At 48.9% G+C, this 14,420-nt stretch carries 8 protein-coding genes and 1 pseudogene; all 9 read right to left on the reverse strand.

Features of this window, described 5'->3' with window-relative positions; translation table 11 throughout:
* Window positions 1-531: 531 nt before the first annotated feature.
* A complete protein-coding gene (locus D0851_RS21000) occupies window positions 532-1,878 on the reverse strand; it encodes a phospholipase D-like domain-containing protein (protein WP_117617084.1) in 1,347 nt (448 codons plus the stop codon).
* A gap of 49 nt (window positions 1,879-1,927) precedes the next feature.
* Complete coding sequence (locus D0851_RS01815) at window positions 1,928-2,671, reverse strand: cellulose-binding protein (RefSeq protein WP_117617085.1); 744 nt, start codon at window positions 2,669-2,671, stop codon at window positions 1,928-1,930.
* A 235-nt stretch (window positions 2,672-2,906) separates the two neighbouring features.
* A pseudogene (locus D0851_RS01825) lies at window positions 2,907-4,450 on the reverse strand (IS3 family transposase).
* A gap of 60 nt (window positions 4,451-4,510) precedes the next feature.
* Window positions 4,511-5,425, reverse strand: coding sequence for an MBL fold metallo-hydrolase (locus D0851_RS01830; RefSeq protein ID WP_117617086.1), 915 nt, complete (start codon window positions 5,423-5,425; stop codon window positions 4,511-4,513).
* A 171-nt stretch (window positions 5,426-5,596) separates the two neighbouring features.
* Window positions 5,597-6,529, reverse strand: a complete 933-nt coding sequence (locus tag D0851_RS20130) for a hypothetical protein (protein WP_162893664.1) — start codon at window positions 6,527-6,529, stop codon at window positions 5,597-5,599.
* Window positions 6,529-8,163 carry an AAA family ATPase gene (locus D0851_RS01845; protein WP_117617089.1) on the reverse strand — a complete coding sequence of 545 codons (1,635 nt, stop codon included), beginning with the start codon at window positions 8,161-8,163 and terminating at the stop codon, window positions 6,529-6,531. Before D0851_RS01845 ends, D0851_RS20130 begins: the two co-directional genes overlap by 1 nt.
* A 15-nt stretch (window positions 8,164-8,178) precedes the next feature.
* Window positions 8,179-9,336, reverse strand: a complete 1,158-nt coding sequence (locus tag D0851_RS01850) for a restriction endonuclease subunit S (protein WP_117617090.1) — start codon at window positions 9,334-9,336, stop codon at window positions 8,179-8,181.
* Window positions 9,336-10,892 carry a type I restriction-modification system subunit M gene (locus D0851_RS01855; protein ID WP_117617091.1) on the reverse strand — a complete coding sequence of 519 codons (1,557 nt, stop codon included), beginning with the start codon at window positions 10,890-10,892 and terminating at the stop codon, window positions 9,336-9,338. The genes D0851_RS01850 and D0851_RS01855 overlap by 1 nt, the downstream gene beginning before the upstream one ends.
* Window positions 10,893-11,029: 137 nt before the next feature.
* Window positions 11,030-14,413, reverse strand: coding sequence for a DEAD/DEAH box helicase family protein (locus tag D0851_RS01860; protein ID WP_117617092.1), 3,384 nt, complete (start codon window positions 14,411-14,413; stop codon window positions 11,030-11,032).
* Between the last annotated feature and the right edge of the window lie 7 nt (window positions 14,414-14,420).

The raw sequence follows: 14,420 nt of genomic DNA on the forward strand, positions 1-14,420 counted from the left end.
GCTATTCCAATCCAGAGAAAGGTCCAGGGCGTTGGATCGCATTAACTCAATAAACCTACGTCTTAGACCTCATGTTCTTCTGCAATCCCAAGCCGTGTGTTTCATTCTCACGCACGTCGCAAACCATCAGCAGTGACTTAGAAGCTCGATCCTAACTTAGGCGGAAAAGGTCTGACGCATGCGCGATTTTGAGCCTCAAAAGCCGTTATTGACGTAAATCCAAAAAAGACCTAAGAAACAGGGCTATAGGCGAGTGGACGACGAATTTAGTACTTCCTGTGAAAATTTAGGACTTTCTGTGGCTATTCTTTAGCACTTGCTGTGGTCGTCCACTCTGATCAACCAACACAACTAAACGTCACACAATACTGCGCATAATGTATATTATGTTAAATCAGGTGCGGTGTATCTTTTTGCTCACGAGTTTTTGGTAATTACACTTTGCGGCGAAATGATTCCATTTAGAGGAAATCCTGGTAATCCCCTGTTCAAACTCAAGATTCGTTGTCTAATCACGGATTCCTCACACGGCTAGTAAATCTTTACGTCGTATCCCAACGCGCGGAGAGATTTGCTGGTTCGACCATTCCTTGGTGGAAACCAATCTGGCTGGGCCCACCCCGCCAGTTCTGCGAGTTGATTTATTCCTATGTGAGGGATTTTGAGAACTGGATTGTGTTGGGCTTCGAATAAACGGTTCGGCAAATCCTTCCGCGGTCCTCCGTATAGCACGTACCTGACAAGTTCCGTAAAGCTCTGCCCGCGCTCATTGCGTTGGGTGCTCAGCCAACTGGCGAAACGTTCTACTCGATCAGTCAGCTTTACTACTGTCCCGCTTGGCAAGCCCAGCATGGACGCCGGGAATTTAGATACGTGATCCTTCGTTGAGTGATTTGCCCAGATAATGGCAATTAGATCGTCCTCCTTAAGATTATTGACTATACTAGGATCTAGCAGTGACCTGATAATAGGCGCTCGGTCATACAGATTAACGTCCTCCTCTGAGGGAGCTTTCGGTTGGGCTTGCCACCAACTAAGTGCCCGTTTCAGTGCTGCCCTCGGATTAGCTCTGTTTTCCCAGTAATATTTTTCATAGGGATGGCCACCGCTGCCAGTGACCTTATTGTAGTAGTAGGCATGTAGAAACTGATCTGCCTGCCAAGATGGGGGTATGTCGGGACGTAGCCAATCTGGTTTATGGTTTTCCACTACTGATGCGATATCGCGTAAAACGGTTAACCCATTTTCCCATTCCTTTAAAAAATTTTGTTTTCGTTTTTCCACCGATTGTTTTTTATCGACGAAGGCCGGACCGTCCCATATTGGCTTTCGTCTTTTCGATTTAGCCATGTCGTCGAGACTTTTCAGCACCTTACGGCGTTCTTGATATAGTTCTCTTTGCTCGTTAACAATTTCCTGTGTTAGTGGAAATGCAGCCTCTAACGATTCAAGGTACTCGAAAAAATCAGCGACCTGCTGTAAACCGCCAGCATTTTCCAACTCTTCTTCGCTGAAAAAAATTCCGGCTTCTAGGTTCGTGACCCAAGCCCGGTCCGTCAGATTTGCTGAACCAATATAGACGCCATAACCCTTCCACCAAATTGTCTTTGCATGGTGAACATCAGGGATCATGTAACAGAAAATATTCTGGCTGGTGGAATTCAACAGTGTTTCGAGTAAGTTCGGGGAAACCGGTACCGTATGGTCGTACCGCATCCAAATATCCAACCTACGTTGATACTGACGGCAATTTTCAATCAGGGTTTCGGAGTCGCTTCCATAAGCAATTGCGGCTTTGACCCAGTCAACCTCATGGTTCGGGCCTGGCAGCTCACTTCTCAAATAATTATTGTTCGCATGGTTTGCGATGAGCTTCATTATGCTCTCCGAATATCTGAAGTTTAAGGCTCCGCTCAGACGGTTTCCACTAAAGAGACTTGTGTTCGCAAGCTGCCAACAGGCTTTTCGCGTAACGGATCGCTCGCCAGTACACGTGACGCTCGTTGACAATGAATAAGAATATAAAAAGAAAAATTGCCGAGACGGACAGCGCGCCTAAACCGGCCCAATTATGGAAAAGGCGCTGTGTAGTGAGAACTTCTGCTCCACCAACCAGGAAGGTAGTATTCACAGTCACTGCAACAACAGCTGACACCAACCCTAAATCCCGTAGTGCAAGAAGATTTCTAGCATAGCCGTAGGCAACGTTATCTGTGTAAATCATTGGGTACTTCTTTTTATCTCTGGTGTTCTCACGTAGAAAGTTGGTGGCGCTCTCATAACGAGCGTCAGCACAGCGAGGATCTGCTAATTCCTCCTGACGTGTTGGGAGCGACAGACCATTGATGCGTCCTTCCAGGTTTTGGTGATACCTCTGCTTAGAGTAATCGTCCAGTTTTGAATCGGAATGCCTTAATAGCAATGTAGTTGGTGCCCCGCCCCACTTCGAGAATAAGCGAGTTTGCATTCTGTTCCCTCGGTTTGAAACCCAATTTGAAAGAAAGCCAATAACACCAAATGCAAGCAAAAAGGCCATTATTGCCCCACCAAATTCCTGAACCTCGGGCCACCAAGCCAAGGTAGTCAACGCGATAGGCAATACAACAAAGAAACTGGGCTTAATTCTGGCGCTAATTACGTAGTGGTCGAAATACTTTGCCAACGTCTCCATATCAGGTCTCCTCCTCGAAATCCCAGTGATATGGTTCAGGGCTGAGTGATGACCAACCTTCACGACCAGGCGAACCTGAGTGATGGCATATACCCATGCCTCTCGTCGCAAGCACCTTCGCTCCACGATGAGTAAACGCATTCAGCACTGATTTTCGTGGGTGTTTCGGTTCTCCATTTTTCGCCGTTGAGGCACGTCGTCTGTCAAGGTAGTTGGCACCTGATTCAGTTGGGCTCTAATGAGCCACGCATTGTTCTTTAACAGTTTGCTCTTCTGGTAATGGATTCAACCACACAGCTCCGATCGGCTCACAGTTCCGGATGCTGGTTGACCAGCGGCCAGGGTTCTTTTCTCTGGCCTTTAGCAAGGTGATCTTTCGGCGTGCCAGTATGTCAGCGTCTTTGCCTGCATGGCGGTCTGCCGGTGTCACATAGCGGATAGCGCTGTGACGGTGTTCTTCGTTATACCAGCCGATGAACTTCCTTACCCAGTCACGTGCCAGCTCCAGGTTCTCAAAGCCTTCAGGCGGGTATCCCGGACGCTGCTTGGTGGTGCCGAACAGCGATTCGATATAGGCGTTGTCGTTAGACACACGCGGCCGGCTGTAGGACGGCGTGACACCCAGTTTCTCGAACGTCGCCGGTAACGTGCCACCTTTCATGGCACTGCCATTGTCCGAATGCACCACCGGTGGGTTGTTGATACAGCCTTCACGGAGCAGCGCTTTGCGCAGCACGATTTCACTATTGGCGGCGCTTTCTGCATCGAAGACTTCGGCACCCACGATCTTGCGGCTGTAGACGTCGAGCATGAAGTACAGATAAAAGAATTGACCCCGAACCATAGACTTTAAGTAAGTCACGTCCCAGCACCAGACCTGATTCGGTCTGGTCGCCTCGTGCCGGCGTGGCGGGCCCACTCGTCCGGATGATCGTGTGCCCCGGCGATGGTTCTCATTGTGTTCGGTCAGAACGCGATAAAATGACGATTCTGAGGCGATGTACCAGCCATGGTCATCCAGCAACAGCGGCACGACCTGAGACGGTGGCAGACTGGCGTAATCGGACTGGTGGCAAACGGCCAGGATCATGGCTTTCTCCATTGCGGTCAGTGCATGAGGCGGTGTGTGTTTTGGTGCGCTTGGCCGGCCATCCTCATCACCGGCTTTCCAGCGGCGATAGGTGTTGGTGCCAATGCCCAGCTCGGCACAAGCGCTTTTCAGGCGCGCGCCATCCACACGGGCCTCATCAACCAGCTCTAAGGCATGCTGGCGATCTCGGGTGCTGGTCAGTCGTCCTCGTCCCCCCAGATCGCCTGGGCCTTTTTTCGCAGGGCCAACAGCGCGGCTGTTTCAGCCAGGGCGGCGTCTTTACGCTTCAGTTCGCGTTCAAGTTGCCGGGTGCGTTTTTTCTCCTGCTTGACCGCTTCACGAGAGCGTTTTTCGACCTTTTCATCGCGATCATTGGCGATTTCACAACTCTGGCGCCAGCGTCGAATCTGCTCGGGATAAACGCCCCGTTTGCGACAATACTCATTCAACTCGGACTCGCTCAGTGCGGCGGTCTCAAGCACGGCATTGAACTTATCGCGAGAACTCCAACCTTCCGGATCTGAACCGTGATCTGGCAGTAACTGTCCATTTTTCCGAGCTTCGTTTCGCCAGTTGTAAAGAGTGGCATCGGAAATACCTTCTTCCTCTGCCACTACGGCAACTGGCCGGTTATTAGGTGGCAGTAACTTTTTAAGAATGGCTTCGCGACGCTCCGGTGAATATTTCATGAAAACCTCTGTCTCTCGCCCCACTTTATTGAGAGAGTCTAACATCGGGTGGGGTTCCAACTACCTTGACAGAGGGGGGGCAATAGCTGTAATGGGCCGCCTTTCGCCCTCTTGGACCGGAGATCCAATTAGCCGATTTAATACAGTAGGACCAACATTTCGACGGCTTCCATGATGCGGAACTTGGATAAAGCTAAGTGAAGCGGAATCTATGCACGCATCGATCTCGTCTGCTGCATGATGAAGCGCATCAATACCAGAATCGCCTGTAAACACTAATCGCTTACCATCGACCACTATCTGCGTGATGACACTTGTGTTGTTCTTGGGGGATGTGACTCCATTATCATCAATGTGGTCGTTTCCCCATACGGCAAATAGGCGCTTCATCATGGCTCCCGCTTTTCTTAGGAGCCCTTCTGGCATCGAATCATTAGCTTTTGCTGGCATTCCATCGAATTCTGGAATCAGTGATTCATAGTATTCCAAGGTTGGACCGAGAACTTTGACTGCCCTACTGCTATGGGTCAATCCGGTAAAGGGCTCTCTGATGGGGATCCCTCTTGATTTCGCCAATTCAAAAAGAAGGTGAGCCCTATTGAGAGATTCCCTGAGGCGTTCGCCAAGGCTGTTGTCGGTGAAACGACCATCTTGGAATTTACTAGCTAGGCCAGAGTTGTGCTCCCAGGGGAGATGTAACCACAACTCTCCAACTTCAAGTTCTTCCAGCACCTCGGCCAACCCATTGATATGGTCTTGGTCTGGATGAGTGCTGATGACGAGGTCAACTTTTGTGGTTTTGTAGTGGCTTTTGATGTGCTCTACGACTTTTGTGCCGTCTTGGGTAAAACCGCCATCAATGACGATCACCACTTGGTCCGCACGTGTCCCATGAAGATTACCAAATCTCATGGCGATTGCATCGCCACTCTTTGTTTCTGAATTTGTACCGAGAAAATCTACTTCATATCCCATTGGTCTACTCCTATATGTTTATCACTCCATTTGAGCGTTATCCATACAGGTACAATGGTTATGCCAAGTTGATAAAATTTTTATCAGATTGTTTTTAATGGCTTTTTCGGGGCATGAAAACGAAGTCGGTACTTTGCAATAGTAAGCAAAATCACAAAATGATAATAGGTCTTACGGATCGAGTTCGTTGACCCTGCCCTGGGAGTCTACTTCAAGAACGGGCGTTACAAGCTGGTATACTGTTGCATTCAAATCGTATTCATTCCAACGTTCGGCATGGTGCTCTTGATTGAGAAGGTAAATGTCCGTGGATTGCTTGGCCTCCTCTTCGATATCAAGCCCGCCCTCATAATACAGTCCTGCATTTTCAGACAGGATGTAGCGACGGTGGAGGCGCTCACCGCCCTCCACCTGTTTCCATCTGATGATTCGGATCTGACCGCCGTCTGGAATGACATCACCCAAATCTTTAAGCCGACGCTTTAGCTCATGCGTAGCCGGGGAATCTTCACGTTCGTAGATATGATATTCACAATCAACCTTTGTCGGGTCAGGAATGCATGAAAGCATCGCAGCCAGACCGTTCCGCCACTTTGGACGCCCAGGATTAAAATAGGGGTCGGCAAATCGAAGCTTTCGACAATTCTGTAGAACTGGCGCAGCGGCTGACGCAAGTTGATACGCTGTTCGATCCACTTTGCCTGTAGTTTTGGCTGAGAACAGTGGTTCGCGAGGATCGCACGTATCAGCATTAATGAGCCCGAGCTTGGAATCATCGCGATCACAAATTATCGCAGCGAAAGGCTTTTGGGAGTGAGCTGTAATCGCGTTAGACAGCCATGTATTTCCAGGCTCGGGGTATATGCGGTTGGATGCAACGAGTGTTAGCCAATCCTTTCCTAGACTACTTAGATATTCGACCACTCTTTCCTTTTTTAAACCATCTGGCAGTTCATCCGCCGCCTCAATGGCACGTCTCTTCCAGTCCTTTGGAAACCTCGATATCAGGCGTCCCTTATCTGCTCCGAATTGGCTGATAAAAAAACGGCAAGTTTCAAAGCTGGATGCGATAACATTTGGATCTACAGCAAATTCTTTGAACACTAAAAAAGCTCCCTTTTTCTCTCCGGAAAGAAACCGTGAGGCCAACGGTCCAAAAACTCGCCGTCTTCAGTTAGGCGAAGAGGAACAATATCGGTAGCGTCGCCCAAAGGGTTGACGTAATAGACGGCTATGTCATCCGGGCAGATTCCGTTCACCCCCGGGGGTAGCTCATCATTGGCTGTTTCGAAGAGACGCCGAAGAAAACGCAGCATCATATATTCGCTGTGAGTTTCGAGGATAAAGACTGTGTCTCGAGCTATACCCTCTTCTTTGATGGCATGAATGAACAGTTCACCGAGTTCTACCTGGAATTTGGGATGAACATGAAGCTCCGGTTGCTCAATTGCAACGATGTTCTTGTTATGTCCAAGAGCAGCAACGAGCACGGGTAGAACCTGTGAAATTCCGGTTCCTAAATCCTCAGGATGAAGTTCTATGTTTGTTCGAAGATCTTTCAGAGTAATTTGACGCTTTGTGGGTGTACTCTTCAGTTCCTTACTCAGCCATTCAGGATCCTGAAGAAGTTCGCTATCACTTTGTAGAGCTACCATTAGAGGTGAATCGACATACAGAGGTTTGTACTCCCCAAAGCGAATCTCGTATCCGGCATCAAGCCTTTTATCATCAGCAAGCCAAGCGTTTATTTTATCAACAAGCTGGTCGCCCTCGTTGTAAAGTTGGTCCCATGCTCCAAGACCTGAAGACCACCGGTCCAGGCCTGGGGAAAGTTCTGGAATATAATGGCGTCCGGGAATTTCGCGCAAGGGTCCCAAGTAAAGAAACTCTCGGAGGCAGTCTCGACTTAGCTCCCCTGCGCCAACTATGACCCGCGATATATAATGCGTAAACTGGCTGAACACATCAGAGTCAACGTCCTCAACTGCATCTCCTGGGGCACTCAATGGTAAGAGTGTGTCGAATTCGGGCAAGGCTCCGAAAGATGAGACAATCTGTAGTGGTGTTACGTTCTCCACGCCTGAGATGGAGGAAGCCTGAACTGTTAGTTCATCAACAAGAGATTGAAGCACATTACCGACAGTTTCCGCCTCCGGATCCTCTTCCCTTGGCACAGCAAACATAGAGTGTTCAAAATTAAGAGACTTTAGATTAGTTTGTTTTTGATCAGCTGAAGTGGCTAGCGTAGCAAAATGTTCTCCATTAAACCCTACACTATAGAACGACACATAAGCATGATTGAGTTGTCTACTCCAGCTCACTCCTAATTTCACATCAAGGGACTGAACTTCCGAGAGGTCCGGAATTTTTTGCGTACCTAGTAGCTCGCCCAGCCGGACGTGTTCATCCTCCTCAGCGCTTCCGAAAATATCGTGATAGCTGGGCAAAAGCGAGTTTTCCAAAAATAGACATATACCAATTTCTATTGTGGTATCAGGGTCGTGTAGATGGACCAAATTTCGGAACCCACCCAGATTGAGCTTTCCACCTATTCGGGTAGTTCCAGGATCACAGTTATTTCTCTCCAGAATTTCTGATAGATAATGAAGAGCTTGAACGATGGTACTCTTTCCGGCGCTGTTCGGTCCGTACAAAAGCGTAATAGGTTTGAACTGTATTAGCTGCTCTGTCGAGCCAATGGCTTTGAAGTTACTCAAATATAGAGAGCTGAGCCGCATGGACCACCCCTTGGTTTATAAGAGACCGGAAAAAGCTTTTTGACTTAATCCATTGAATAGATCTAAAGCATCTTCGGTAAAAGATTGCATTTCCGAAGTCAATTTTTCCAAGCGGGACAAAGTCAAACAGATTTTCTTTTGCGCCTCTACAGGCGGGAGAGGAACATCGAAGTTATTTAGTAACTTCAAGTTAACTCCAGTTTGACCGGCTGTCCGTTCCGATGCAGCAATAACACGGTTCTGGTAAGCGGGCAGCCGTAGAAGATGAAAGATGAAATCTTTTGTAATACCACCTTTTGGTATAGCTTTCATGAGTGCAACATTGTAAGAGCCGCTCAACCCCCTCAAAATTTGAAAGACTGGCGGCCCGTACCTCGCGATCATCACGTCGTCAACATCAAACTGTCTTTTTGCCAATTCCGCAGGGATATACGTTGGATAGCGATCAGACTTAAAGTCCCGAATCTGAATAAGCCTTACATATCCATCTCTAGGTTCGTTAACAAATGTCGATTTTGGAGGCTGGCTGCCACCTTTAAAATCTATCACGTCGCCCATCCTTTGGACGTCCCATCCTTTGGGGTTCGTGACGGGGTCACCATACATATCTAAAAAAGCAGCGCACAAGAGTTGATCGGCCAATTGCATTGCCTGTAGGCGATTGCGACGCAAACTGTAGGCTTTATCAAGAGTGGCAGCGATGCGTTTTTGTTCATCAAAAGATGGAAGCGGAATGCGGGATTTCTTTATGATTTTATCTGAAACGGCTGGGTAGTTGGCACCTGTTGCCTGCTTAACCATCTTTTCAACAAAGGCGGGCGTTTGTACCCAGTGGAACAAATACTGAGAGTCTAAACTTGTATTGTTAGGCCTTAGTACGCAATACCCCGTTGATGCTGTCGCACCGTCCATTTCTTCATTAATCACGGCAACTCCATTAAGGTTAGGCCTAACTGTCGAAACAAGCACGTCACCCTTACGAACAATATATCGCGCCCTGCTAGGCGCATCTTGACCTTGAAGTCTAGGTACGGAATCAGGAATAACCTGCTTCATTTCTTTGTCAACCGAGCTTAAATCGATATATTGAAAAGCATCGCTACCGATCGATTTTGGATTCCAAGACTCCACTTTGTCGACATGGTCAATAATTGGTGCCGTAATATACTGCATTACAGCAGACCCTCCAGTTCGTCCATTTCCTTTAGAATTTTAGCCTCTAGGTCTCGCAACCTCGCGAGGATTTCCTTTGGCGGGTCATACGCTTCCTCTTGATAGACCAATTCTTTGTAGGGGTTAATTGAAAGATCATAACTATTTTCTGCTATATCCTCTTTGCTGACCCAGAAACATGCTGATGTCCTGTCATTCTTATCGGTAGAAGCAATTTCTTTGTCGCGTGTTTTCCAAGCTTCCAGCACCTTTGGAAGATCACCTGCAAAATCATCTCCATAGAGTCGCTCGCGCTTATCATCGAGCGAAAATCCATCATCTTGCAGGTCGTAGAACCAAACATAGTCCGAATTCCCGCCCTTAGTAAAAACAAGAATCGCCGTGGCTACACCGGCATACGGCCGAAACACCCCACTCGGAAGATTGATAACTGCCTCAAGTTGGTTTTTCTCGATGAGCAGCTCACGCAAAGCCTTGTGAGCAGTGGAGGACCCGAAGAGTACGCCCTGAGGAACGATAGTTGCCGACCGGCCTCCAGTTTTCAGCATCCGAAGAATCTGCGCGATAAAGAGAAGCTCTGTCTTTTTGGTTTTCACCATTCGCAAGATGGGGGGGTTGATGGTGTCTTCGTCGAGGCTACCCTTGAACGGTGGGTTGGCCAGAACGATATCAAAGCTATCGCGCTCAGCCTTAGGAAATTTTTCGGCAAAGCTCTGCGCCAGCGTGTCCTGATAATGGATATCAGGATCTTCAGCTCCATGCATATGGAGGTTCATAGCCGCGATGCGGAGCATCGTGGCGTCGAAGTCGAAGCCGTGGAACATCTTTCCTTTGATGTGGGCCCACTGATCCTGGTCGAGGAGATCGCCCGTGTAGATCGGTTGGTCTTCGGTCTTACCATTCTCCAACGTCACAGGCTCATATATGACCCCTTCCGGGGACGTGTAAGTTTCCAGCAGATGCTCTAAGACAGCGACGAGAAAGCCGGCTGTACCACAGGCTGGATCCGAAACAACCTCATCGGGCTTGGGATCCAACATCCGAACCATCAGTTTGATGATGTGCCTTGGGGTTCGGAACTGACCGTTAATGCCCGCTGTCGTAAGCTTGCTCAGAAGGTATTCGTATAGATCTCCTTTGGTATCGCCCGCCTCCAGCGGCAACTTGTCAATCATCCTAACTGCTTTCTGAAGTAAGCTAGGTTTATCGATAGCCAGGCGAGCATCTTTCATGTAGTCGCCAAAGCGCGTGTCGCTGTTGTGCTCACGGATGTGTTTGAAGACTTCGTCGCGCACCAAGATATGAAGGCGTTCAGCATCTTCTATGTGAATAAAGTCTGACCACCTTATGTGCTGCTGATCCTCATTAAAACGACGGCGGAAAGTCTGGCCAGTGCGTTTGCTACGCTTTTCATCACGGGTTTCGTTGATATCGAGCAGGCGGCAAAACATAAGGAACGTGATCTGTTCTACCACTGTAAGCGGGTTGGCAATACCACCTTGCCAAAATTCCTGCCAGAGCTTGTCGATTTGGTTCTTCAGTTCGCCGGTGATCATAGGTTTTGAATGTTTCCTGAATGACTGTAGTTAAAGCGTGATGATTGCTTTGGGTCGGCGGTGTTTCTGAGAAACAACCCGCAATAGGGTGTTAATGTACTATCTCTAAGCCGCCCTTCCCTTCAGTGTCCATAGTTCTAGGTAGATTGGGTGGCCGGCCGTTCTCCGAAACTCTGCACAATTGCCAAAAGCTGCTCAATTTGTTGCTCACTTTCAAACACTTCGTCCAAGTCGCCGACAGCAGCAAAAGGCATCTCATATAGATTCTTGACCTCAAGGGCACCGCTTTGAGCAATTTGGCGTTTGAGCATACCCAAGAACTGCACTTGCTTGGACGTGAGTGAAGGATACGACTGGATAAATGCAGCAAATCGGGCGTTCACCGCCTCAGCGTCCATGCCCACGATGCTACGCAGAATCTGATCCAGTGGCGCAGCAGACCCATAAAAGCTCTGCAAAGTGTGCAGGTCGACGTCTGGATGGCGAGTGTGCACAAGAGCGTTAAGATTATCCAGTTCCTGCTCGCTGACTCCCTCACCTTGGCGGATTTTTTTCAAAGTCGAGTCAGAGTCGAACAGGTCAAGAAGAGCCTGTTCAACTTTCGAACGGTACGCTCTCATGTCGACTGAACTGAGGTAAGTGCTCTGCTGCTCTCGCACCTCTCCGCTGTCAGCAAGGTCAATTACTGGAGGCTCATAGCTCGGCGGCGTGCCTTTATCTCTATGCCTGACAATGTCACGCAACGCCACACGCATCGTCTCGATTTCCTCTAATGAGGCATCGTTCCAGAATTGAGGCTCACGAGCCTTCTTGATGTCTTTAGCTTTTGCTTTGACCTGGTTGAGGTTCATCTGCAAGCTGGAAAGTAAGTTTAGAACATCGCCCTTCAGATCCTCATAACGCGCACTGTTCTTCAGTTTCTCATACTGAAGTTGAGTCAGTAGCAAGTCCCATTGGTAAGCATCCGCGTGGCCGCGAATATCAACCCACTGCATGAGAGGCGCTATTTCGGTCTCAAGCAGGTTAATGGTTGTGGGAGCAAACTGGCGAATGACATCCAGTTCGCCGAGCTGGCGCTTCAGTTTCCATTTATCCCGTACGGCGATAGTCTTTTCATTAAGACCGTTGATGGCCTTGGCCAGCCACTGAGCCAGAGTATCGAAATGATCCACTTCCGCCTTGTTGAGAGATTCGTTCGCCAAGGCTAGCCTGGCTTCGAAAAGGCGCTGCATGAGCGGTTTACTCTGGCTAACCGTTACTTCGCGCTGTTTCATACCGTGATATTCAACCACTCCCCAGTGATCAAATATCTGGAATCGTCTTTTGTCTTTGCCTGGACCGAACAAGTCTTTGCAGAGGCGAGTGCCTCGCCCAACCATTTGCCAGAACTTGATCGGTGACTTCACCGGACGAGCAAATACCAGATTGACAACTTCAGGGACGTCGATGCCGGTATCGAGCATATCCACTGAGATGGCAATTGTGAGCTGATCGTTGGTGCCATCCCCTTTGAAGTCGTCGATGAGCGACTCGGCTCGGGGGTCGTAGTTGTCGATCACCTGGCAGAACTTTCCGGCATATTGCGGATACATCTCGTTGAACAGCTCTTCCAGTAGCTTTGCATGACGGTGGTTACGGGCAAATACAATGGTCTTGCCAAGGGTTTGTCCATCTGCCTGACGAATACCCTCATCCATGAGGTTCTGGAGAATTTTTCGGTTGGTGTCCTTGTTATAGATGGCGCGGTCGATCTCTCCACTCTCAAAATCAAGCGTGTTGGGATCGATACCATCCTCTTCCAACTGCGCCAATTCCTCAGCGCTCAACGCATGGCCTTTGATTCCTTCGCGCAGAAACTTGGTGGTGTGCTTGACCACTTCGTAAGGGACCAGATATTCCTCCTCCACGGCACGATCTAACGAGTAGTTAGCGGTTGGATCCTTGAAATCACAGCCAAATAAACGACAAGTTGAACGACTGACCATCTCGACCGGTGTTGCCGTCAGGCCAAGTTGCAACGCATCGAAGTAGCGGAAGAGGTCTCCGTAGACGTTATAGATACTTCGATGGGATTCATCGGCAATGATGAGATCAAAAAAACCAGGGTCAAAGCTTTGGTAGACTTTATCCATTGCCGGATAGGTAGCGAGAAAGATGCTATTCATGTCATCGTTAACGCTCTTAGAGGTCAAAATGGACACTGGCGCAGATAGAAATTCACTGAAGGCATTTTTTGCTTGTTTACGAAGTTCGCGACGGTCACAGAGGAACAGTACGCGCTTCACCCAACCGGCACGCATGGTGACGTCGCTGATGGCAATTGCTAAACGGGTTTTGCCGGTTCCTGTGGCTTGTACGACCAAGGCCTTCCGCTGTTTATCCTCATAGCGTTCGCATACGCGCTTCAAAGCTTCATGCTGGTACAGGCGCTCACCAAGAATCTCCGGACGAGGTGAAACACTATTCAGCGCCTTGCGTTCACGCCTCTGACGAACTAAATATTGCAAACTGGTTTTCGAGTAAAAGCCGTAAAGGCGGCGCGGCGGGTAACCTTGTGAAAGATGATCATCCCATATCCAAATATCATGACCATTGGTGTAAAAAATAACCGGGCGCTGCCCATGCATCTTTTCGAGGCCATCTGCATAATGCCGTGCCTGGTGTCGGCCCTTTTCTGCATCCACTGCGGTCTTTTTCGCTTCGACAACAGCCAATGGCTTTCCATTGTCATCCCACAAAACATAATCAGCAGAACCTTCTCCCGACTTGGTGGGCTGATGAAGGACTTTTTCTTCCTGCGTGACAGATTCGGTATCGCCACCGTTAGCGCCTACGTACCAACCATGCTCGGCCAATTGCATGTCGATAAGACGCTTACGGGTTGTCGCTTCGTCGAAAAGAAGTTCGTTGGCGGCGCGTTCGGCCTTGAGATGGACTACTTCTAACTCTTCCGCAGTCTTCTCCAACTGCGAAGCTCGCTGTCTTTCAGCTTCCAGCTCCGCAAGAAGTGATTGCATCCGGGCTTCTTGCTTTGCGTATTGTTCAAGTAGAGCTTTACGCTCCTTTTTGAACTCGCCCTTCGCTGATTTCGAAGGGGTCGGTTGAACAAAGTCATCGGCTGGCTGTTTACCCACTTGCCCGTAGGTTATCAATAGCCAACGCCCCAAGTCCCATGCCTCACGCAGCAGCCACAAAGCACTGTTCACAGAGGCTCTATCCCCATGAGCTGCCTTGTTGCCATGCATTCGAAGGGCATGCAATTTGTCGATGACTACTTTTGGAGTCACTGCCTCAAGGGCATCGTTGTTCAAAAGCTCCATAAAGCCAGACATAGGGGGACGTGGAAGCGAAAGTTCCTGATAAATGATTGCAACGGTCCGCTCTCCGAATGTTCGTAGCTTAACCAGCGCACTCTCAGGGTCGCCGTGAGCGTATTGCTCCGCGAATCCTCCAAGGGATGCTAATTCAGGCCATTGCTCTCGAAGAAATTCGAAATTTTGTGATTGCATAATTTCGTCCATGCCCAAC

The sequence above is a fragment of the Marinobacter sp. Arc7-DN-1 genome (genome assembly GCF_003441595.1).
Classification (GTDB): Bacteria; Pseudomonadota; Gammaproteobacteria; order Pseudomonadales; family Oleiphilaceae; genus Marinobacter; species Marinobacter metalliresistant.

Coding starts and splice junctions, on each gene's coding strand:
- D0851_RS01855 (WP_117617091.1), bottom strand. CDS start 10,892: ATGATCACCGGCGAACTGAAGAACCAAATCGACAAGCTCTGGCAGGAA.
- D0851_RS01860 (WP_117617092.1), bottom strand. CDS start 14,413: ATGGACGAAATTATGCAATCACAAAATTTCGAATTTCTTCGAGAGCAA.
- D0851_RS01850 (WP_117617090.1), bottom strand. CDS start 9,336: ATGCAGTATATTACGGCACCAATTATTGACCATGTCGACAAAGTGGAG.
- D0851_RS21000 (WP_117617084.1), bottom strand. CDS start 1,878: ATGAAGCTCATCGCAAACCATGCGAACAATAATTATTTGAGAAGTGAG.
- D0851_RS01830 (WP_117617086.1), bottom strand. CDS start 5,425: ATGGGATATGAAGTAGATTTTCTCGGTACAAATTCAGAAACAAAGAGT.
- D0851_RS01845 (WP_117617089.1), bottom strand. CDS start 8,163: ATGCGGCTCAGCTCTCTATATTTGAGTAACTTCAAAGCCATTGGCTCG.
- D0851_RS01815 (WP_117617085.1), bottom strand. CDS start 2,671: ATGGAGACGTTGGCAAAGTATTTCGACCACTACGTAATTAGCGCCAGA.